21 protein-coding genes are annotated in these 20,756 nt (G+C 70.3%); 10 read left to right on the top strand and 11 right to left on the bottom strand.

Annotated elements, in window-relative coordinates:
• Positions 1-45: 45 nt before the first annotated feature.
• Both A176_RS03775 and A176_RS03780 read left to right on the top strand, forming a co-directional pair.
• Entirely contained in the window at positions 46-1,782 is a 1,737-nt protein-coding gene (locus A176_RS03775) for a DUF6311 domain-containing protein (RefSeq protein ID WP_002633419.1), read from the top strand.
• A 45-nt stretch (positions 1,783-1,827) separates the two neighbouring features.
• Positions 1,828-2,475 carry an HAD family hydrolase gene (locus A176_RS03780; protein WP_002633418.1) on the top strand — a complete coding sequence of 216 codons (648 nt, stop codon included), beginning with the start codon at positions 1,828-1,830 and terminating at the stop codon, positions 2,473-2,475.
• A gap of 62 nt (positions 2,476-2,537) precedes the next feature.
• Here A176_RS03780 and A176_RS03785 read toward each other — a convergent pair whose 3' ends face one another.
• From A176_RS03785 to A176_RS03795, 3 genes are all read right to left on the bottom strand, one after another.
• A complete protein-coding gene (locus tag A176_RS03785; protein ID WP_002633417.1) occupies positions 2,538-3,107 on the bottom strand; it encodes a hypothetical protein in 570 nt (189 codons plus the stop codon).
• Positions 3,108-3,239: 132 nt separating this feature from the next.
• Positions 3,240-3,824, bottom strand: a complete 585-nt coding sequence (locus tag A176_RS03790) for a nucleotidyltransferase family protein (RefSeq protein ID WP_002633416.1) — start codon at positions 3,822-3,824, stop codon at positions 3,240-3,242.
• Between the two features lie 106 nt (positions 3,825-3,930).
• Entirely contained in the window at positions 3,931-5,043 is a 1,113-nt protein-coding gene (locus tag A176_RS03795; RefSeq protein ID WP_002633415.1) for an XdhC family protein, read from the bottom strand.
• A 164-nt stretch (positions 5,044-5,207) separates the two neighbouring features.
• Here A176_RS03795 and A176_RS03800 point away from each other — a divergent pair, with 164 nt between their 5' ends.
• On the top strand, positions 5,208-5,609 hold the full coding sequence (locus A176_RS03800) for a hypothetical protein (RefSeq protein ID WP_002633414.1): 402 nt from the start codon (positions 5,208-5,210) through the stop codon (positions 5,607-5,609).
• A gap of 7 nt (positions 5,610-5,616) precedes the next feature.
• Here A176_RS03800 and A176_RS03805 read toward each other — a convergent pair whose 3' ends face one another.
• The 3 genes from A176_RS03805 to A176_RS03815 form a co-directional block, all read right to left on the bottom strand.
• Positions 5,617-6,669, bottom strand: coding sequence for a DNA glycosylase AlkZ-like family protein (locus A176_RS03805; RefSeq protein WP_226994186.1), 1,053 nt, complete (start codon positions 6,667-6,669; stop codon positions 5,617-5,619).
• Positions 6,670-6,856: 187 nt separating this feature from the next.
• Entirely contained in the window at positions 6,857-7,150 is a 294-nt protein-coding gene (locus tag A176_RS03810) for a hypothetical protein (protein ID WP_002633411.1), read from the bottom strand.
• A gap of 147 nt (positions 7,151-7,297) precedes the next feature.
• Complete coding sequence (locus A176_RS03815; RefSeq protein WP_002633409.1) at positions 7,298-8,275, bottom strand: NADPH:quinone oxidoreductase family protein; 978 nt, start codon at positions 8,273-8,275, stop codon at positions 7,298-7,300.
• A 319-nt stretch (positions 8,276-8,594) separates the two neighbouring features.
• Here A176_RS03815 and A176_RS03820 point away from each other — a divergent pair, with 319 nt between their 5' ends.
• Positions 8,595-10,832 (top strand): M4 family metallopeptidase, encoded by a 2,238-nt coding sequence (locus tag A176_RS03820; RefSeq protein WP_002633407.1) that lies wholly within the window; start codon positions 8,595-8,597, stop codon positions 10,830-10,832.
• Between the two features lie 81 nt (positions 10,833-10,913).
• Here A176_RS03820 and A176_RS03825 read toward each other — a convergent pair whose 3' ends face one another.
• Both A176_RS03825 and A176_RS03830 read right to left on the bottom strand, forming a co-directional pair.
• Positions 10,914-11,744, bottom strand: coding sequence for a metallophosphoesterase family protein (locus A176_RS03825; RefSeq protein WP_002633405.1), 831 nt, complete (start codon positions 11,742-11,744; stop codon positions 10,914-10,916).
• 94 nt (positions 11,745-11,838) lie between these two features.
• Positions 11,839-12,192 (bottom strand): response regulator, encoded by a 354-nt coding sequence (locus tag A176_RS03830; RefSeq protein WP_002633404.1) that lies wholly within the window; start codon positions 12,190-12,192, stop codon positions 11,839-11,841.
• 140 nt (positions 12,193-12,332) lie between these two features.
• Here A176_RS03830 and A176_RS03835 point away from each other — a divergent pair, with 140 nt between their 5' ends.
• Positions 12,333-12,698 (top strand): helix-turn-helix transcriptional regulator, encoded by a 366-nt coding sequence (locus A176_RS03835; RefSeq protein ID WP_044889718.1) that lies wholly within the window; start codon positions 12,333-12,335, stop codon positions 12,696-12,698.
• A gap of 23 nt (positions 12,699-12,721) precedes the next feature.
• On the opposite strand, the gene A176_RS03840 is transcribed toward A176_RS03835, so the two are convergent.
• Positions 12,722-13,936: a DUF790 family protein gene (locus A176_RS03840; RefSeq protein ID WP_002633402.1), complete on the bottom strand. Its 1,215-nt coding sequence runs from the start codon at positions 13,934-13,936 to the stop codon at positions 12,722-12,724.
• A gap of 75 nt (positions 13,937-14,011) precedes the next feature.
• A complete protein-coding gene (locus A176_RS03845) occupies positions 14,012-15,391 on the bottom strand; it encodes a DEAD/DEAH box helicase family protein (protein WP_002633401.1) in 1,380 nt (459 codons plus the stop codon).
• Positions 15,392-15,495: 104 nt separating this feature from the next.
• Here A176_RS03845 and A176_RS03850 point away from each other — a divergent pair, with 104 nt between their 5' ends.
• The 5 genes from A176_RS03850 (at position 15,496) to A176_RS03870 (ending at position 19,695) form a co-directional block, all read left to right on the top strand.
• Entirely contained in the window at positions 15,496-15,945 is a 450-nt protein-coding gene (locus A176_RS03850) for a DMT family transporter (RefSeq protein ID WP_002633400.1), read from the top strand.
• Positions 15,946-15,958: 13 nt separating this feature from the next.
• Complete coding sequence (locus A176_RS03855; protein WP_002633399.1) at positions 15,959-16,366, top strand: DNA-binding transcriptional response regulator; 408 nt, start codon at positions 15,959-15,961, stop codon at positions 16,364-16,366.
• 128 nt (positions 16,367-16,494) lie between these two features.
• On the top strand, positions 16,495-17,619 hold the full coding sequence (locus tag A176_RS03860; protein ID WP_158513079.1) for a formylglycine-generating enzyme family protein: 1,125 nt from the start codon (positions 16,495-16,497) through the stop codon (positions 17,617-17,619).
• A gap of 179 nt (positions 17,620-17,798) precedes the next feature.
• Entirely contained in the window at positions 17,799-18,098 is a 300-nt protein-coding gene (locus tag A176_RS03865; protein ID WP_002633397.1) for a hypothetical protein, read from the top strand.
• A 994-nt stretch (positions 18,099-19,092) separates the two neighbouring features.
• Complete coding sequence (locus A176_RS03870) at positions 19,093-19,695, top strand: hypothetical protein (RefSeq protein WP_021781123.1); 603 nt, start codon at positions 19,093-19,095, stop codon at positions 19,693-19,695.
• On the opposite strand, the gene A176_RS03875 is transcribed toward A176_RS03870, so the two are convergent.
• Positions 19,684-20,670 (bottom strand): hydrolase, encoded by a 987-nt coding sequence (locus A176_RS03875; protein ID WP_002633395.1) that lies wholly within the window; start codon positions 20,668-20,670, stop codon positions 19,684-19,686. The two genes, A176_RS03870 and A176_RS03875, sit on opposite strands and share 12 nt — an antisense overlap.
• Positions 20,671-20,756 lie beyond the last annotated feature (86 nt).

Raw genomic sequence — 20,756 nt, forward strand, 5'->3', positions numbered from 1 at the left:
AGCGCGCGACACCTCGGCTTCCGCCGCCTCGTGTGAGTCCCGTTCGTGAGCCCCGCCCTGCCCGAACGGCTGCGGCGCCTTCCGACGGTGGCCTCCACGTTCGTCATTGCTCACCTGGGACCGCTGGGGGCCGCTGGCGTGGGCCTGCTGGCCTTCCTGGCGGTGTACGGCCCGGCGGCGTTGGATCCGACGCGGCTGGGGTGGCTGCTGCGTGACGACTTCAGCCAGCACCTGCTGGGCTGGTTGTTCTTCCGCAACGAGCCCCTGCGCTTCCCGCTGGGGGCCATGGAAGGGTTCATCCATCCGCTCGGGACGACGCTCGGCTACATGGACGCCATCCCCTGGGTGGCGCTGCTGCTGCTGCCGTTCTCCGCCGTGTTGCCCGTCGACTTCCAGTACATCGGCCCGTGGATGTGCGCGTGTCTGATGTTGCAGGGCGCGACGGGCGCCTGGGTGGCGCGGCGTCTGGACGCTTCGGTGCCGCAGCAATGGATGGTGGGCGGGCTGCTCGTGTTGTCGCCCACGCTGCTGGCGCGCATGAGCATGGCGCACGAAGCGCTGTGCGCGCATTGGACGCTGATTCTGCTGGTGGGGCTGCACCTGATTCCCCAGCGGTCCGCGCGCGACGCGAAGCAGGCCCTGGGGCTCGCGCTGGCGATGTGCGTGTTCGCCGCGGGCGTGCACCCGGTCATCACCGCCATGGTGGTGGCGCTCTCGGTGTCGCTGTGCGTGCGCACGGCCCTGGAGCGCCAGTTGCCCTGGCGTTGGCCGGTGCTGGCCGCGGGGGTGAATGTCGGCACCGTGCTCGTGCTCTTCTACGTCTTTGGCTATCTGGGCACGGTCCGCACGTTGGGCGCGGGCGCGTTCGGCGGGTTCTCCGCGGACCTGGCGGCGTTCATCAATCCCTTGGGCTACCGCGACCTGCTCTGGTCGCGCTTCCTGAGCGCGTTGCCCCGGCAGGGGGCCCAGTACGAGGGCTTCGCCTATCTGGGGCTCGGCGTGCTCTTCGCGCTCTGGACGGCGCTCGTGCTGGTCGCGCGGGACGCGCCCCAAGTGGCCCGGCTGTGGCGCAGGTTCGTTCCGGTGGGCCTGGTGTCGCTGGGGTTGTTCTTCTTCGCGCTGTCCTCGCACATCACCCTGCGCGGCGAACTGGTCGCGAACGTGTCCGCGCTGTACGCGCCGGTGATGCGGTGGGTGGAGCCCTTCCGCTCCTCGGGCCGCTTCGTGTGGCCGCTGTACTACCTGCTCGCGCTGGGCTCCGCGCTCGTGCTCATCCGGTTGCCACGCCCGTCCGTGGCACCGTCACTGCTGGCCCTGACGGTGGTGCTGCAAGGCTTCGATGTGAACCTGGGCCGTGGCCGGCAGGGGCAGGAAGGCCCGGCCTGGACCACGGCGCCGTCCGAGGCGCTCCGCGAGGCCGCCGAGGGACGCAAGCACCTGGTGCTCTATCCGCCGCAAATCCATGACGGCTCGGGACGGGGGTGCCGCGCGGGCCCCAGGGAGTTCCCGCTCTGGGCGTATCGCGCCTACCGGCTGGGGCTCACGTTCAACAGCGGTTACGTGGCGCGGCTGGATGACTCGCGCGCGCAGTCCTATTGCCTGGGATTGGATGACGATGTCCGGGCAGGCAGGCTCGACCCGGACACTGTCTACCTCTCCATTCCCCAACGGATTCATGAGTTCCGCGCCATTCGCGGTACGCGCTGCGTGCAGGAGGACCGGCTGTACCTCTGTGTCCTGGAGAAGGACGCTGCCTCGCCAGGGCGGCAGGCCACGCCCTGAGCGGGGAGGGACGACAGCGGGCGGCGGAGGCGGTATGGGAAGGGTGTGAGCGCCTCTCCTCCCCGTGGAATCCTCTTCGACCTCGACGGCACGCTGGTGGACTCGCTGCCGGACATCATCGACAGCTTCCTGCACGCCTTCGCGCGGCAGGGGCTCCCGGCGCCCACGTACGCGCAGGTGCGCGCGTTCATCGGCCATCCGCTCGACTGGATGTACAGCCAGTTCGCCGCGTCGGAGCACGTGCCCGCGTTGTGCGCGGCCTACCGTGAGCACTACCCACTGCACTTCCACCGGAACTCGCGGCCCTACGCCGGGGTGACGGAGGTGCTGCGGACGCTGCGCGAGCGCGGCTACCTGCTCGCCGTGGCCACCACGAAGCGCCCCGACATGGCCCGCAGCTTCGTCGACGCGATGGGACTGGGGCCGCTGCTGCACCACGTGCAGGGCACGGAGGGCTTTCCGCACAAGCCCGCGCCGGACGTCCTCCACCACGCCCTGGCGGCGCTGGGCACGGGGGGGCTGTGGATGGTGGGGGATACCGCGCTGGACGTGCGCGCGGGCCAGGCCGCGGGGCTGCGGACCTACGCCGTGACGTGGGGCACGCATCCCGAGGACGTGCTCGCGAGCGCGTCGCCGGACGAGCTGCAGCCCGACTTGCAGCGGCTGCTGGCGCACCTGCCGCCGCTGGCGTGAGCGGGGGCGCGGTGGGGCCCGCCTCACGACGAGGCGCGGCCCATCGCACGACCCGGGTGGACTCAGTCCGCCGCCATGCCCGGGCACTTGCCGGTGGCCAGGTACTTGGCGTTCCGGTGGATTTCGGAGCTCAGCTTGTCCTGCCGGGCCGGGTCCACGGCGGTGTAGACGATGACGACTCCCTGCGGAGCGTCATGCACGCTGGCCACGGACGGCACGGACGGCGCGCCCGCGGAGCCCGGCTCCTCGCGCCCGCCCATCTCGTCGTAGTCGACGCCCGGCGGCTGCGCCATGCCGCTGCCACCCGTGCCGTGCTCCTGCTGGAACTGCATCATCCGGCGGCTGCGCTGCTGGAGGTCCGCCACCTGTTCGGCCTGGGGCGTGACGATGACGAGGGCCACGCCTTCCGGGATGTCTTCCGCGCGCGCTTGCGCACCCGGCACGTCCATGGGGCAGTCCCGCTTCATGTCGGCGCGCGCGTTGGGTGGAGGCAGGCCCCCCTGGTCCTGGGGCGTCTGCTGCGCGGTGGGTGGCATGCCTTCGTGAGACATCTTCGACTTCCGGGAGCAGCCCACGGAGAGACACATCACCGCCGAGGCGGCCAGCACCGCCGGGAACCTGAACTTGGACATGGAGACCCCTTCCGCTGAACGTCGTGCGCGGAAAAGGTGGGGAACGGTGCGTGGCGCTGGCAATACGCACTGACGTACCAGTCCGCCAGCCCAGGGGCCGATGCGCGTATCCGCGGCGTGACGAACGCGGACTCACGTCAGCCGCGCGACATCCTCGGGGGTGTCCACGTCGTCTCCGCCGCCGGGGAGTGTCACCTCCGCCACGCGCGAGGGTTCACGCGCAATCACGCCGCGCGCGCCCTGGTGGGGGCTCAGCGCCTCCAGTTCCGGGAAGCACGCACGGGCGAAGAGCGCGGGCACGCCTCGGGTGCCGTCGTACGCGGAGGCCACCACGGGCGCACGCGTCCGCTCGAAGGTGTCCAGCAGGGCCCGCAGGTGCGCGGCGTCCACGCGGAGCTGGTCGCACAGCATGACGAGGATGGCGTCCAGGGCGGGGGGCTCCGCATCCGTCAGGGCCCGCAGGCCCGCGCGCAGCGAACCCCCGGGCCCGGCGGCCCAGTCCGCGTGGTCCACGGTGCGCACGGAGAGGCCGGTCAGTTCCGCGGCCACCGCGTCCCGCGCGGCGCCGAGCACCACCACGACGGGGCCGCATCGCACGGCGTCTGCTGCCTCCGCGGCGCGGCGCACCAGTGTCTTGCTTTGGTATCTGACGAGCTGCTTCGGGTGCCCCAGGCGCGATGAGCCGCCCGCGGCCAGCAACACCACGCCAACTGTCACGCGTGCCTCCGTGGCTGCAGGGGCGTCTTGCCCTGATACCGGACGCACTGACGGGGATGCTCCCTGCGTGACGAACCGTGCTCGGCCAGCAACACCACGCCCACTGTCACGCGAGCCTCCGCACCGGTGGGGGCGCCGCCGTGTGGATGGGGGCCTGCCGCTCGCGGAGCTTGCCGCCCTCGCGGTTGGAGACGACGGCTTGCAGCTCCGCGATGATGGACAAGGCAATCTCGTCCGCGCCTTCCGCGCCCAGGTCCAACCCCACGGGCGCGTGCAGCTTCTCCAGTTGCGCGGCGGTGGGCATCGACGGCAGCTCCGCCAACACCCGGTCCGTGCGCGACCGGGGGCCCAGCACGCCCAGGTACCGCAGCGGACGCGGAAGCAGCCGCGCGAGCAGCTCGCGGTCCTGCGGCAGGCTGTGGGTCATCAGCACGGCCAGCGTTCGTGGCGACAACGGCAGTGCCTCCACCGCGCTCACCGCCTTCGCCGACACCACCGCGTGCGCCCGGGGGAAGCGGTTGCGCAGGCTCTCCGCGGGCCGGTCCGCCACCACCGTGACGTGCCAGCCCAGTCCCGCGGCCTGATTCACCACCGGCGCCACGTCGAAGCCGCTGCCAAAGAGCACCAACGCGTGGGGCGGTTCCACGACCTCCACCAGCACGTCCGCGCCCCCGCAGGGGCCGCTCCAGGTCTTGCCCGCGGCCAGGGCCTCCCGGGCCGCTTCACGCACGGCGTCTCGCAGCGCGCCGGCCAGATTGCCCGCCTCGGTGCCGTCATCGCGAAGCAGCAGCCGCGCGCCCACGGCGTTCGCCGGACCCCGGTACACCGTCGCCACCACGGCTCGCCGTCCCGCCAGTCGGGCCTCGGCGGCGAAGGTGAGCGCTTCCTCCACGCCCGCTTCGCAGCGCTCCAGCAGCACGTCCACCACGCCGTTGCAGCCCAGCGCGAAGGAGAAGGCGCCCTCATCCTCTTCGCTGTCGCTGGTGGAGTCATAGCGCAGCAGTCGCGGGCCGGTGGTCGTCCAGAAGAAGGCCTTGCGGACGATGTCCGCCTCCAGGCACCCGCCGCTGATGCCTCCCGCCAGCCAGCCCTCCTCGCTCATCAACATGCGAGCACCCGGGCGGCGGTACGCGGAGCCCGACACCGCGACCACGGTGGCCAGCACCGACGGGCCTCGCGAGCGCGAGCGTGCGCGGAGGATGGCGTCCAAATCCTTCATGCTCGTGTCTTCCTGGGTGGGGGTGGCCGACGCGCGACGGGAAACTGTAGTCGGCGGGGTTTCATCCCGGCCAGTGACGTTCTCTGGAGGCAGGCCCGGGTGTGGTTCCGGACACACGGGGTCGCTGGATGAATCCGCGCGTCTGGGGTGTAGTCCCCATCCGCATGCCCGTCCTGCGCTACGCCTTCACCTTGAACGCCGTGCGTGAGCTCGGCCGTCTGGCCCCGGACATCGCCCGTGCGCGGGCGGCGGCCTCCCTGGACGCGAGCCTGCTGCACATCCGCGAGGCCTGCACGGCCACGCTGGGCATGGAGTTCGACACCCTGGTGTGCTTCGACGCCCGCTCCGTGGTGCGCCTCTTCTCCCACGCGGAGCAGGCGCGCATCCTGGCCCGGCTGGTGGACGAGCGGGCTCGGACGCTGGCGCAGGCGGGGCGTTTCCAGGAGGCGCTGGAGGACACCGTCTACGCGGGGCACCTGCTGTCGTGCTCACGCCAGCGCTTCGGGCTCCCCAAGGACGCACGCGCGGCGGAGACGCTGGAGCGCGAGGTGCCCGAGCTGCCCTGAGCTCCGCTCACGCCACGCGGGCCCGGGGGCGTTTGACGCGGGTGGCGCCACACGCCGCCGCATGGCGCGCCAGGGTTTCGTCCAGCGCCGCGTCGTCCAGCTTCACGCCTTGCTCGCGCCACACGTTGTCCACCGTCAGCGTGCCCTCGCGAACGCGCGCCTCCAGTCGGCCCACCAGCCGCCCGCGGTGCAGCAGCGGACACACGTACCAGCCCCACTGCCGTTGCGCGGCGGGCTTGTACACCTCCCACACGTAGTCGAAGCCGAAGGCGACGCGCACCAGCTCGCGGTCCCACAACACGGCATCCAGCGGGCCCAGGATGCGCATCCGCGCATCGGGCTCGGGAACGTCGCGGCGCCGGAACCCCGAGGGCGCCAGATAGCGGCGGGGCGAGCCGGAGACGGCCACTTCCTCCAGCAGTCCTTCCCGCACCAACGTGTCCGGCAAATCGCTGGTGCGCACGTGTTTCAGCGACGACCAGTGGGCCCCGCTGGCGCGGCTCAGCAGGCCCGCGGCCTCCACGCGCTCGACCAGCGCCCAGGGGTCCACGGGTTGAGTCACGGCGGCGTCCGCGTGGCGGGGCAGGGCGCGATGCGGAACGTCGTACACCTTGCCGCCCGGCGCGCGTCCACACACCACCACCTGACAGCGGGCGCCCAGCACGTCCAAGGCCATGGCGGTGGCGCGCGCGGTGCTCTTCCAGCCGCTCCAGTCCAGCGGCACCACGGCGCCGTGGTCCTTCAGCGTCTTCGCGGAGGCGGGCCCTGTTTCGGTCAGCTCCGCGAGCACGGCCTGGAGCACCTGCTCCGGCACCCGCGCGAGCCGCTCCTCCAACCGCCACGTGGGGAGCTGCGCGGCGCGCTCGCGGTAATACGGAAACGCGCTGACGGGCAGCAGGCATCGCTCCTTCGCGATGTGCTCGAAGGCGTGGCCCGGCAGCAGATGTTTGTACACGTCACCCCGCGCGATGCCGTCCACGCGCGCCAGGGCCACGAGGTCCGCGTTGGTGCCAATCACATCCAGCGGGTCCAACTGGATGCAGCGAAGGTCCTTGAGCATGGCGCGCACACCCCGCGCGCCGGAAGGGAACACGGGCCTCGCCAGCCCGAGCTGGCCGACGAGGTACCGCCGTGCTTCGTCTGGAGTGAGTGTGACGGCGGGAGGGGAGGGAGGCACGCGCGGAGGTTAACAGCCCCGGTGTCGCGCCGCCGGGGTTGCCTCGGCGCGCGGCTCACGCCCGCGCGGGTCAGCGGCCGCGTGCATCCGCGTCGTCGTCCGCCCGGGGTTCGGGCTCGGGCTCCAGCCGGGCTTGTCGTTCGCTGGCCTCCCAGGAGGCCTCGGCATCTCCCGCGTGGACGCTCCGGGCGGACGCATCATCCTGCAGGCCCGTCCACGTGGTGTGGCCTCCCGCGAAACCCTCGAGGGGTCGTGGTCCCCGGTGGGATTCCACGTCCAGGTCCTTCTCTTCCTCCTCGCGCAGCCGCTTGCGTTCCTGTTCGCGCTCTCGCTGGTGCTGCCGGTCCAAGGGGTCGTTCGCCATGGTGCCATCACCTCCTCGACGAAGGTGGTGGCACCGTGGCGGGGATGGCAGCGCGGCGCGGCGCCTCGCGCGGCAGGCTGCACGCCCGGCGGACGGTCGCCGCGTCTCGTGAGGCCGCTTGTCCGAGGCCCGGCGCCGTGTGGCCGCTCAGCCCTCGCGCATGCGCAGCACCACCTTGCCCGTCGCCCGTCGCGCGTCCAGCTCCCGCAGGGCCTGGGCGCCCTGCTCGAGCGGGAACACCGACCCGACGATGGGCGCGAGCACCCCGCGGTCCGCCATGGCCTCCAGGTCCTTGGCGATGGTGCGCGTCAGCGACGGCTCGTGCAGCAGGAAGCCGCCCCACGCGACGCCGACCACGTCGATGTTGCGCAGCAGCAGCCGGTTCACCTGGACCTCCGGGATGCGTCCGCTCGCGAAGCCCACCACCAACAAGCGGCCTTCGGGCGCCAGGCACTTGAGGCTCTTGTCGAAGACGTCGCCGCCCACCGGGTCCACCACCACGTTGGCGCCCAGGCCGCCCGTCTTCTCTCGGATTTGCGCCACCCAGTCCCCCGTCGACAGGAGCACGTCGTCCGCACCGGCCCGCCGCGCCACCTCCGCCTTGCGCTCATCACTCACCACCGCGATGACCCGGGCCTGCGCGCCACGCGCCACCTGGACCGCCGCCGTGCCCACGCCCCCCGCGGCGCCGTGGACGACGACTGTCTCCTCCGCCTTCAACCGGCCCCGCCGGTGCAGCGCGAAGTGCGCGGTGTGGTAGTTCATCACCACGCCGGCCGCCGCCTCGAAGCTCCAGGGCGCGGGGATGGGGAACACCATCTCCGGCTGAATCGCGGCCACCTCGGCGAAGCCGCCCAGCCCGAAGCTGAAGGCCATCACCCGCTGGCCGGGTTTCACCGCCGCGCCCGCGGGCGCCTGCCGGACCACGCCGGCCACCTCCACGCCAGGGATGAAGGGCAGGGCGGGCTTCAGTTGGTACTGCCCCCGGGTGAGCAGCAGGTCGGGAAAGCTCACCCCGGCCGCCACCACGTCGATGAGCACGGAGTCCCCCGCTTCGGGTTCCGGCACGTCCACCAGTTGGAGCCCTTCGGGCCCGTCCAGCCGCTGTAGCTGCAGTGCGCGCATCGTTGCCTCCCAACACGGAAGCGTAATGGCCGGCGACGTTGATTCCAGTCCCGCGCACATGCACCGGAGGGCATCCCCGTGATCCACGAGGCGCTGACTCCCACGCGCCTGAAACGAACGCGCCGAGCACGACCTGATACGTCGTGTGATGGTTGGCCCGCACGCATTGTGGGGCGCGTAAGTCCACGAAATTATGGGAATAACGTTAATTAGCTTGAAGTCTGAGAAGAGAATAATAACTGAAATAATCGCGCAACCTTGAAATTCGTGTCAGCCCTGTGTCACCATCATTCCTAATCTTTCCGCTTAGGAGGATTACATGGTGCAGAAGACAATGCGTGGTGCGCTGGGTATCGCAGCGCTGTCCGTCGTCGTTGGTTGCAACGAGTCCACCCCCGCCCCGGAGGCAGAGACGCCGGCCGAGGCCGCGAAGTCAGCGGCGCTGGAGAATGGTGCGAAGGTTGTCCAGAAGGACAAGCAGGACGCCGCGCAGTTCGTGACGAACCTGGCGATTCCCCTGCCGGAGATTCCCGCCGGCGGCGCCAAGGCGCTCAACGCGTCCGCGCTGACCCCCGTCATTGACGCCGTGGCGCCGATGTTCCGCCTGGATCCGAACAGCCTCGTCTTCAAGCGGGGCTACACGGACAAGCAGGGTGACAGCCACTACCGTTACTCGGTGCGTCACAACGGCATCCCCGTGCTGGGTGGCGAGCTTCGCCTGCATGCCCGCAAGGGCAAGGTCTTCGCGGCGAACACCAACGTTCGCAGCGACCTGAAGGCCGACGCGAAGGCGACCATCGCGGGTGACATCGCCCTGTCCGCGGTGGATGTGGACCGCGACGCGCTGCCGGGCTGGGTCACCGACAAGAACCCGGAGCTGGTGTACTGGCGCATCGATGACGAGCTGCGCCTGATGTACAAGGTTGTCCAGCACGGCACCAAGCCGGACCAGACGCCGGTGCGCGATTGGGTCCTGGTGGATGCGCGCAACGGCGACGTGATGCTGCGCATCCCGCAGATCAAGGAAGCCCTCAACCGCCGCATGCACGACGGTCAGAACGGCACCGCCCTGCCGGGCCCGGTCGTTCGCCGCGAGGGCGAGGCGCCGGTGGCGGACCCCGTGGTCAACACCAACTACGACCACCTGGGCACCGTCTACGAGTGCTACTCCGAGCTGTTCGGCCGCGACTCCATCGACAACAACGGTGGCCTGCTCATCAGCACCGTGCACCACCGCGTCAACTACGTGAACGCCTTCTGGGACGGTACCCAGATGGTGTACGGCGATGGCGACGGCGTGACGGCGACCAACCTGGCCAACTCGCTGGACGTGACGGCGCACGAGCTGACGCACGCCGTGACGGACTACGAGTCGGACCTCATCTACTCGGGTGAGTCCGGTGGTCTGAACGAGTCGATGTCCGACGTGTTCGGCGCGGTGTGCGAGTGGTACGGCGACGGCGCGGACGAGGTCCTGCCGCGGCACTGGCTGATTGGCGACGACGTGTGGACGCCGAACATCCCCAACGACGCCCTTCGCTACATGAACGACCCGGCGACGGACGGCGACTCGCTGGACCACTACCACAGCTACCAGACGGGGACCGGCGTTCACTACAGCTCCGGTATCTCCAACCTGGCGTTCTACCTGCTGTCGCAGGGTGGCACGCACCCGCGGGGTCGCAGCACCATCCAGGTGACGGGCATCGGCATCCAGAAGGCCGCGCAGATTTTCTACAAGGCCAACGCCGACCTCCTCGTCCCGTCGTCCAACTTCGAGGCCGCGAAGACGGCCACGGAGCAGGCCGCCGCGCAGTTGGGCTACAGCGCCGCGGAGATCGAGTCGGTGTCGAACGCCTGGCGCGCCGTGGGCGTGAGCGTCCCGATTCCGCCTCCGGTCACGGACCCCATCGTCAAGGACACCCCCATCGTCATCGCGGGTGGCCGCAACGAGAAGAAGTACTTCGATGTCACGGTCCCCGAGGGTGCGTACAACCTGAAGTTCACCATGTCGGGTGGCACGGGTGACGCGGACATGTACGTCCGGTTCGCCAACGCGCCGACCACCACCACCTATGATTGCCGCCCGTACCGCTCCGGCAACAACGAGGAGTGCCTCTTCGCCGCGCCGCAGCACGGCACCTGGTACGTGATGGTGAACGGCTTCAGCCCGTACACGGGCGCCTCGCTGTCCGTGACCTGGGAGGGTGGCTACACCCACCTGGAGAGCGGCATCGCGGTCGAGAACCTCTCGGGCGCGGCGGGCTCCTCGCAGGTGTTCATCCTGGATGTCCCGGAGCGTCGCCCGGGCCAGGGGAAGAACAACATCTACATCCAGACGGGCGAGGGCAAGGGCAACCCCGACCTCTACGTCAAGCGCGGTGGCGCCCCGACGCACGCGGACTACGACTGCCGCAGCGTGAAGGAGCACCAGTCGGAGAAGTGCAACCTCACCAACGCGCCGGCCGGCCGCTACTACATCGAGGTCTACGGCGCGAAGGGTGGCTACGAGAACATCGTTCTCATCGGCTCCTTCCTCGAGCCGCTGCCTCGCTAGCTTGAAGTGACGGCGCGGACTGGTCCGCGCCGCCAAGGCCCCGGGTGCTCCGCTTCACGCGGCGCCCGGGGCTTCGCATTTCTAGGGCGCGGCGTCCGGGAGGATGACGCGCAGGCAGCTCTCCAGGCCCCGCACGCCCCGGAACTTCCACTGCGCGGGGTAGCCCAGCGAGACTTCCTCGAAGCGCACGCCGTCCCGCCACAGCGTGGCGGGCATGTGCAGGTGCCCGGTGACGACGACCTCCGCCCGGTAGCGCGTGTGCCAGTCCTCGGTGCTCTTCGTTCCGCACCAGATGGAGAAGCGGGGGATGCGCGGCAGCCGCACGTGTTCGTAGCGCAGCGGGTAGTGGTTGATGAGCACCGTGGCGCAGCCCGGGGGCAGGGCCTCCAGCCGCGCCCGCGTGGACGCGACGCGCGCGGCGCACCAGGCGGAGCGGCTCGCGTAGGGCTCGGGGTGGAGGAGCACCTCATCGGTGCACATCAGGTCGTCCTCCCAGGCCCACTCCAGCGCCTTGTCCGCGGGCACGTGGTCCGGGCGGAACGTGTAGTCGTAGCCCAGGAACATGGGGACGATGACGCGCTCGGGGCCGGGGCCGGGCCAGCGGGGATACGGGTCCTCCGGCGTGAGGGCGCCGTAGCCGCGGCACAGGCTCACCATCCGCTGGTAGCGCGCCTCGCCCTTGAGCTGCGGCTGCTCGGACGGCATCGTCCACAGCTCGTGATTGCCCGGCACCCAGATGACCTGGCGGAAGCGCTGGGTGAGGGTGCTGAGCATGAACTCCATCTCCGCCAGCGTCTCGCCCACGTCCCCAGCCACGATGAGCCAGTCCTCGGGATGGGCGGGGAGCGCCTGGAGCGCCAGTCGGTTGTCGTTGTGGCGCAGGTGCAGGTCGCTGATGGCGTAGAGCTTCATGGGGCGTGAAGGGACGCACCTTAACGCGAGGCTCCCAGGGATGCTGCCCGGAGTGGGACCGACCTGGGAGGTCCTGCCCGAAGGAGCCGTTGTCTCAGGCCGGGTGGTGGACCTGGCCGGCGCCCAGCATCCGCAGCAGGGCATGGACTTCCGAGGGCGGCGCGGCGCGGTCCATCCAGGTGATGTCCTGGAGCCGGGGCGGCATCACCGCGTGCAGCGCGCAGGCGGTGCGTGGATGCTGCGCCCGCACCTGCGCGAGGAGGCCCAGCCCGTCTCCGTCCGGGAGCAGGTCACCCGTCACCACCACCGCGGGGCGCTCTTCCCTCACGAGCGCGAGCGCTTCATCCATGCATCGGACGAAGCGCTTGCCACCCGGCAGGTCCCTGACGAGCCGCCGCAGCGCCGCGAGTGAACGCGGGTCTTCATCCACGAACAAGAAGGTCAGCATGTTCTTCGCTTCAGGAGGGTGAGACCTGTGTGGTTGGCCAAACGCACGAGGTTGCCTACCTACAAGACTACTCAGGAAGTTCTTGGATGCCAACCTCTCAAGTCATATCGACATGTGCGGACCCGGTAGGTTAACGACCCATGGAAAAGACCCTCGCATCCCGCCTTGGAGGCGCGGCACGCCTCGCTCGAACCCGCCTGAACCTGACCCAGGCAGACGTGGCGGAGCGGATTGGCATCGCGAGCGAAGTCTACGGTCGGCTCGAGCGCGGCCACATGCTGCCGAGCATCCAGACGTTCCGCCGGTTGTGCACGGTGCTCTCCATCTCCGCGGACGAAGCGTTGGGGCTCAAACCGGTGCAGGACGTGAAGTGGGCCAACGAGCCGCCCAGTGACTACGGCGAGTCCGCCGAGCTGCGGCGGTTGATGCGCCGGGCCAAGCAGCTCGACCGGACGTCCATCCGAATCCTCAGCGTGCTCGCGGCGCAGTTCAAGCCGCGGAGCTGAGTCCCGGCACCCGGGCGCGGGACTCACGGCCCGGACTCCGGGGCCTCCAGCCGCGCCAGGCGTTCGCGCAGCTTGCGCGCCGAGGGAAAGCCGTTGAAGAGCACCACCTGCGGGTGGGCTTCCAACTGCGCGCGCTCCGGCGCCTCCTTCGCCAGCGCCCGGTCCACGCCCAGCAGCAGCCCGGCGTCCGGCCGCGAGCGCAGCTCCGTCAGCCGTCGCGCCAGGGGCGCCGCGTGCCAGGCGTGGAACAGCTCCAGGGCGACTTCACGCCGGGACGCGCGGTGGCGGAAGGTGAGGTCTGGCACGCACAGGCCCGAAGCGCCCACGTGCCGGGGCAGGGGCGTGAGGTCCAGCTCCCACGCCTCGTCCTCGAAGCCCTCGGCGAGCGTCGCCACCTCGGGCGGGATGTGTCCCAGCGCGGCGGGGAGCGGCGAGCGCAGCGGGTCCTTGTGGCTCAGCATCAGCGTGGCCTGCCGCCGCGACGGCTCCACGGTGGCGGTGAGCTCCCAGCGCTCCAGGATGGGAACCACGGAGAGGAAGGTCGCCAGTTGAAGGCCGTACTTCTTCTGGAGCGCGAGCATCGCCCCGGGGCCTTCCACGTCGAGCGCCCAGTTGTCGTCGTCCCGGTAGACCTCCGCGACCAGTCGGCAGAACTTGAGCCACCGGAGCACCTTGCGCACGCGCAGCAGGTCCGGGGCCTGGGCGCGCAGCCGCAGGCGCCGTGCGGACAGCAGGGGGCCCTGGGCCAGCGCCAGGTTGTAGCGGTCGACCAGCTCCTGGGCGTCGAGCGCCTCGCCATCCCAGCCCACCAGCCGCCGGTGGCCGGGCAGGTCCGAGTACAGCGCCTCGCGGGCCTCGGCCAGGGGGACGGGCAGGGACTGGGACAGCCGCGCCTCGAAGTCCTCCACCGTGGCGTCGGGAGGCAGCGCGCGCAGCACCTGGCCCGCGGACTTCAGCCGCTCCCACCGGGACTCCGTCACGCCGGGCGCGGGCTCGTCGAAGAGGAGCCGGTCCTGCACCAGCTTGACCAGGCCTCGGGCCACCTTGGGTTTGGTGAAGGCGCCGGCCTTGAGGCCCAGGGACTCCTCCACGTCGTCGCGCTGGTTTCCTTTCGAGGCGTCGACTTCGGTGAGCAGGTCCTGGGCGAAGCCGAGGAGCTCGGCGTCATCGCGCTTCACGAAGGCGGGACGCAGCACGCCCTGGCGCACGCGAAAGTTGAGCAGCTCGCGCGTCAGCATCGCGTGGGGCCTTCCCTGTCGACAACGGAGCGCGAGGCGTATCCAGACACGTCGAGCAGCGAGCGCGCCCGCATCTCAGGCGCCCTCCTGATAGGCGCCGTGTTGGCGCCGCCGTTCGCTGATGCTGCTCTCCGCCGTTTGCGCCGAGCACACCTCGTACAAGAGGGCCCGCTTCCCCGGGCGCTTGCGCAGGATGCGGCCCAAGCGCTGCACGTGCTCGCGCACGCTGGCACTTCCACTGAGCACCACGCCCACGCGGGCCTCGGGCACGTCGACACCTTCGTTCAACACCCGCGAGGTGAGCAGCACCGGCAGCTCGCCCGAAGCGAACGCGGCCAGCAAGGCCTTGCGCTCCGGCACGGGCGTGTGGTGCGTGAGCGCGGGCAGCAGCAGGCGCCGCGCCAGCGTGTAGACAGTCTCGTTGTCATCGGTGAAGACGAGCACCCGGTCCTCGCGGTGCTCCAGGAGGATGCGCCACAGCACCTCCTGCTTGGCGCTGGACGTGAGGGCAATCCGCCGCTGCTCCCGATACGCGCGATACGCGGCGCGGCCCTCGTCGCTGCGCTGGCTCTGCGCCAGAAACCGCGCCCAGCCGTCCGGCGCGGAGAGCGGGACCCCCAGCCTGCGCACGAAGTTCAGGTACAGCGCCCGGGCCGTGTCGTAGCGGCTCTTCTCGTCCGGGGTGAGCGGCACCTCGATGCGCTTCACCTCGTAGGGCGCCAGGTACTGACCCTGCAACTGGCGGATGTCCGTGTGGTGGACCCGAGGGCCGAGCAGCTCCTCGCACACGCTCTCGCCGCCGTCGGTGCGCTCCAGCGTCGCGGTGAGGCCCAGCCGGTACGGCGCCAGCGAGCCCTCCGCGATGAAGCGATAGCTGCGCGCGGGAAGGTGGTGGCACTCGTCGCAGACCAGCAGGCCAAAGCGGTTGCCGTGGAACTCCGTCTGCATCGCCGCCGAGTCGTACGTCGTCACCGTCAGCGGCTGCCGGTCATTCACCCCGCCGCCCAGCAGCCCCACGGGCACGGAGAAGTGCCGCGACAGCACGCCCTGCCACTGCGCCATCAAGTCCAACGTGGGCACCACCACCAGCGCGGGGCGCTTCACGTGGGCGATGGCCAGCACCGCCAGCAGCGTCTTGCCCGCGCCCGTGGGCAGCTCCACCAGCCCCCGGCCTCCCGCGCGCGTCCACGCGTCCAGCGCCTGCTGCTGATGTGGGAAGGGCTCGATGGGCGAGGCGAGGGGCAGCTCCAGCGGCTCGAAGCGCTTCGCCTTGTCGTCGTACGGGAGGCCCAACTCCCGCAGTCGCAGCACCACGTCGCGGTAGTGCCACGCGGGCGCGCGGTACACCCCGGTGCGCCCGTCCTTCTGGAAGAGGGCACGCAGTCGCGCGTCTTCTGGCAGCGTGGGCGCGACCAGGGTGCCGCAGTCGAAGTGGAGCTCGGTGGGCGACGGCATCGGAAGGGTGGGACCTATCCGGTCATCCTGGGTTTCGCCAGTCTCAATGGGGGCTTGGGGGCAGGCTTGCAGGTGGGCGCTGTTCACGGTACCCAGCGCGCCGCATGCGCTTCATCACGCTCGTTCCCATGCTGTGTGGCCTGGCGGTCGTCGCCCAGGCCGGTCTCAACCGTCGCTTCGCGGGCCAGTGGGGCCTGATGAGTGCCGTCCTCGTGAACATGGTGGTGGCGACGGTGGCCACCTTCGCGGTGTACATGGCCGTGCGGACCGTGCCGGGCCTGTGGCCCGAGGCCGCGGCGGGACAGGGCCGCCTGAATGGCTTCACGCCCTGGCACCTGCTGCCGGGCCTGTGCGGCGTCGTCATCGTGCTCGGCATGCCCTGGGCCATGAGCCGCCTGGGCGCGGTGCAATCCGCGCTGCTGCTGATGGCCGCACAGCTCCTCACCAGCCTCGTGTGGGACGCGATGGTGGAAGGTCGCCCAGCCACCTTCCCCCGCGTCCTGGGTTCGGGGGTCGCTTTCGCGGGGGCCGCCATCGCCGTCTGGAAGGGCTAGATTCCAAGGCACGATGCGCCGCGTCCTCGTCGTCAGTCCTCACGTCCCCTCGCGCGAGTTGCTGCGGCGCATCCTCGAAGCCCCGGACTTGTCGGTCTCCGCGACCGGCGACACCGACGATGCCTTCTCCGCCTTGACGTCCCGTCCCCCCGCCGTGGTGGTGGTGGACCTGCGCCGCCCGGATGAGGACCACCCGCTCTTCCTGGGCTTGTTACGCAAACGTCACCCGAGGCAACCCGTCATCGCGCTGGTGCCTGGCCGGCTGCGCATCTTCGACGGGCAGCATGAGCGCGTGGTGGAAGCCCACGGAGAGACGGCGGAGGCGCTTCACCAGTTGCTCGCCGCGTTGCAGCAAGCCGTGCAGGAGCTGCTCGCGCAAGAGCTGCTCCGGTTGTGGCGCCCTCCCGTCGGCCGCGCCTGAACCGTGATTCAGGTGGTCTGTATTGTCGGGGAAAACATGTTCCGGCTATACAGGCGGCACATGCCTGTCCGTGAGTGCTTTGGGGGCTCGCGCGATGGGAGATGCCATCGGTAGGGGGCCGTACATCCATGGGTCATTCAAGTTGGAAGGCATTCCTGCGCAGCGGTGTGTTCGCGGCGCTGTCGGGCGTGGCGCTCGTGTCCGCGCCCGCGCTCGCTCGCAACACCATCACCACCGCCGCGGGATGCTCGCAGGAGTTCAAGGGCAGCAAGGCGCAAATCAAGACGTGCCGCGAGTGCGTGGATGCCGACGGCCGCTTCCGGCTGAGCGCGGCGCGGAAGAGCTGGTCGTGCGATGCCGGGTCGTCGAGCGGAAGCAGCGGCGCCTCCGGCAGTGGCGGGCTGCGTCCCTCCAGGCCCGTGGGCTCGGACAAGCCTGCCCGGCCCGCGCAGAAGCCCGTGCCGAAGAAGTCACCGGCGTCGCCTCCGCCCGCGTCGCCGGGCAAGCACTTCAAGGACTACGTCACCATCAAGGCGGGCACGTTCACCATCGGCTCGCCCGAAAGCGACCCTGACCGGGATTCGAATGAGCATCGCGCCTCCATCACCTTGACGCGCGACTTCTTGATGAAGACGACGGAAGTCACGCAGGGCGAGTGGCTCTTCATCCAGCGCACGGCCACCGAGTACCACGACGAGGACTGCGGCTATGACTGTCCCGTGGGCGGCATGAGCTGGAAGGGCGCGCTCGAGTACCTCAACGCGTTGTCCAAGAAGGAGGGGCTGGAGGCCTGCTACGTCTTCGACGGTGAGCAGGTGGAATGGCCCAAGGGGCTCGACTGCGCGGGGTACCGGCTGCCCACCGAGGCGGAGTGGGAGTACGCGGCGCGCGGTGGCTCCGAGGCGCCCCGGTATGGCGAGGCGGCGGAGATCGCCTGGTTCTTCGACAACAGCGCCAACACCTTGCATCCGGCCCGGACGAAGAAGGCCAATGCCTATGGCCTGTATGACGTGTACGGCGGCGTCCAGGAATGGACGTGGGATTCCGCGGACGACGCGTCCTTCCAGGAGGGGGCGACGGACCCCTTCACGGGAACGGGCTCGCAGCCCACGGAGCGCGGCGAGCGCATCATCCGCGGCGGCTCCTATCGCGACTCCATCCGGGTCATGCGCGCGCCGTGGCGCCGGGGCTACAACGCGAGCTTCACCTCCGCGGAGCTGGGCTTCCGGCCCGTGCGCACGGTGGTGAAGTAGCGGAGCGGTTTCCCCGCGCGTGTCGCGTCGCTCCATCGGGCGCGACCGCGCCGGCGTTCCGCGGTGTCGTGGTGGCTGTGCAAACACGCCCCGGCTCCACGGGGGCAAACCTGGCCTGTCCGCGAGTGCGCTGAGGACTCACGTGACAGGCGCCGTCACTCGCAGGGGGGAGTCCATCAATGCGTCATTCAACCTGGAAGTCGTTGCTTCGGGGTGGTGTCTTCGCCGCGCTGTCGGGCGTGGTGCTCATGTCCGCGCCCGTGCTCGCTCGCAACACCATCACCACGCCCGCGGGATGTTCGCAGGAGTTCAAGGGCAGCAAGGCGCAGACCAAGGCCTGTCGTGAGTGCGTGACGTCCGGCGGCCGGTTCAAGAAGAACGTCGCCCGGAAGACCTGGACGTGTGAGTCCAAGGAGGGCGCCAGCATTCAGACCTTGAGCGACGACGAGGCGCTCGTGTCCAAGGCCGTGGCTTCCTAGCCTTCAGTTCGTCGCGAGGCTCGAGCCGGATGGCGCGGGACAGGCTTCGTCCCGCGCCATCACTCGCCTCGCGAGTGTGCGGTGCTCGACGTCTGGAGGCGCCTGCCGCGAGGACTCCGGTTTCGTCGCCGTTTCGACAGCGCACCGGTACGCCGGGACAGTCCTTCCGGTCCGCGGACGTAGTTTTTTCCGGCCGCCGTCCAGCGCCGAGCCCGGCTGTTCGCCCCGTGTTTTCATAAAGGGTTGAAACTGCTCGTGTTTTGCCTGCCGTCAGGCGCGGCACGGCGAATGCTATGGCGTTGGGCACGGTACGACGCGGACCGGGAGACGGGGCGGGTTGGTGGGTGTGGCGCTCCGGTACGCGTGGCGGGTTGCAGGGGCGGGTTGGAGCTGGGACGGCGCTTGGAGTGGGGAGGCGGGTCTCGGTGGGATGGGGGAAGCAGCACGGTGCGGCCTTCGCGGCGCCTCGTGGGGGCGGGGACGGTGAGGGACGTACCAGCAAGGCCGGGCTCGAGGACGGGGCTGGGAGCAGGACGGGGGGAGTAGAGGTGCTGAGTCGCCGCGCTTCATGGGGGTGGAGCGGGGTTGATTCGTGCCGCAGGGCCGGGCGCTACGACAGGTTCGGGAGCAGGACGGGGGAGTAGAGGTGCTGAGTCGCCGCGCTTCATGGGGGTGGAGCGGGGTTGATTCGTGCCGCAGGGCCGGGCGCTACGACAGGTTCGGGAGCAGGACGGGGGGCGTGACGGGAGCGGACCCGCTGTGCTTCGTGGGGGCGAAGCGCGGCGGGTTCGCACCGGCGTTTGGGGAGGGGCCGCGGCCTGGGGCCTGGCACGGGCGAGGCGTATTGCCGCCGCCCGGTGCTGACCAGTCAGGCGGTCATTGCGTGTCCGGACCGCGGATGAAAGTCGGAGGGCACGCAGTAGCTTCACCCGTGAGGTCGCTCGAAACGGTGAGGTGAGAGGGCGGGACGGGGTCGCATCACGGGAGGCAGTGCATGGGGGCGGTGTCCGCTCTGGCGGCGGTAGGGATGATGCTGACGGCGCAGACAGCGCCAACGTCGGGGCTCCCGCGGCGAACGCAGGACCCGGAGCGGCTGGCTCCCTTCGGGTTGATGCTGGACGCCAGCGCGCCCGAGGGCGCGGGACTCTCCCTGTCGTTCCGGCCCACGCGCATGCTGCGGCTCCATGTCGGTGGTACGCACAACGGCGTCCGTCCTGGCGCGCGCGTGGGACTCACGTTGCTGCCGTGGAAGGGCGCCCTGTCGCCAGCGCTGACGTTGGAGGCGGGGCACGCACGGCCCGCGAACGGCGAGGGCCTGGAGCGGCGCATCGTGGACCGCACCCAGATGCCCATCCATTCCTTCGAACGCGTGGGCTACTCCTACGCGAGCGCGCTGCTGGGCTTCGAATGGCGGACGCCGCGGCGGCTGACCTTCTTCGTGCGGGGCGGCGTCAGCGTGATGCGGCTCTACAGCCCGGGCATCGTCGGTGTGGACGAGCAGTTCCGCGACGCGCTGGAGCCCGCGAACTTCCACGGGTGGAGCCTGAGCGACATCGAGCCCACGGCGAAGCTCGGCATCCTGTGGTCATTTGGTTGAGGGTCCGGCCCGTACGGCGTCGAAGAAGGCCAGCACCTGCGCTTCGGCCCAGAAGTCAGGGCGGTGCAGTCGGCCTCCGACGAAGCCCACGTGTCCGCCGTGCTCGGTCAGCACGACGCTAAGGAAGGGATTGTCCGTGGCGGCGGGCGGAATGACGGGCGCCTCCAGCATCGGGTCGTCGGCCGCGCTCAGCAGCAGGGTGGGCCGGCGGATGGCGTGCAGTCGGGGGCCCGAGGAGGATTCCGCGTAGTAGTGGGCGGCGTCCCGGAACCCGTGCAGCATGGAGGTGACGGCGTCGTCGAAGGCGCGGATGGTGCGAGCCGCTTCCAGGGCCTTGGCATCGAAGGCGCCGGGAAAGTGCCGCAGCTTGTGCCGGGCCTTCTGCTTCAGCGTGCGCAGGAAGCGTTCGCGGTAGAGCAGGTGGAAGGGGCCGCCGCCATCCAGCTTCCGGCAGCAGGCGTCCAAGTCGTACGGCGCGCTGACGGACGCGGCGGCATCCACGGGCGCGTCGTCGCCCAGCGTCTCCAGCAGCCGGCACAGCACGTTGGCGCCCAGCGAGAAGCCCACGGCGAAGAGCGGGCCGGTGACACGGGCGCGCGTCTCGTTCAGCACGCGCAGCGCATCGTCGACATCACCCGAGTGGTACGAGCGGGCCAGCCGGTTGGGCTCGCCGCTGCATGAGCGGAAGTTGAGCGCGGTGGCGCCCCAGCCTCGCGCCTGCGCGCCTCGGAGGATGGCCGTGACGTAGCCTGCCTGGGACGAGCCCTCCAGGCCGTGCAACGCCACCACATGCGGCGCGCCTGTCGGGCCGTTGAACGAGTCCAGGTCCACGAAGTCGCCGTCTGGCAACTCCAGGCGCTCCCGCCGCAGCACGGGCGTGCGCGTGGGGCGCACCAGTGAGGCGTAGATGGTCTGTGCATGCTCGTTCGCCAGGCCAGGCGCGGGCACGAAGGGCTGGGTGGGCTGGAATCGCACGGCCGGGGGATAACGCCCATGCGCGGTGACGACAAGCGCCGATGGCGGGCCTCCGCGCGGCAGACGTGCGGACAGTCGCCGCGACT

This window comes from Myxococcus hansupus, assembly GCF_000280925.3.
In the GTDB taxonomy this organism is placed as follows: domain Bacteria; phylum Myxococcota; class Myxococcia; order Myxococcales; family Myxococcaceae; genus Myxococcus; species Myxococcus hansupus.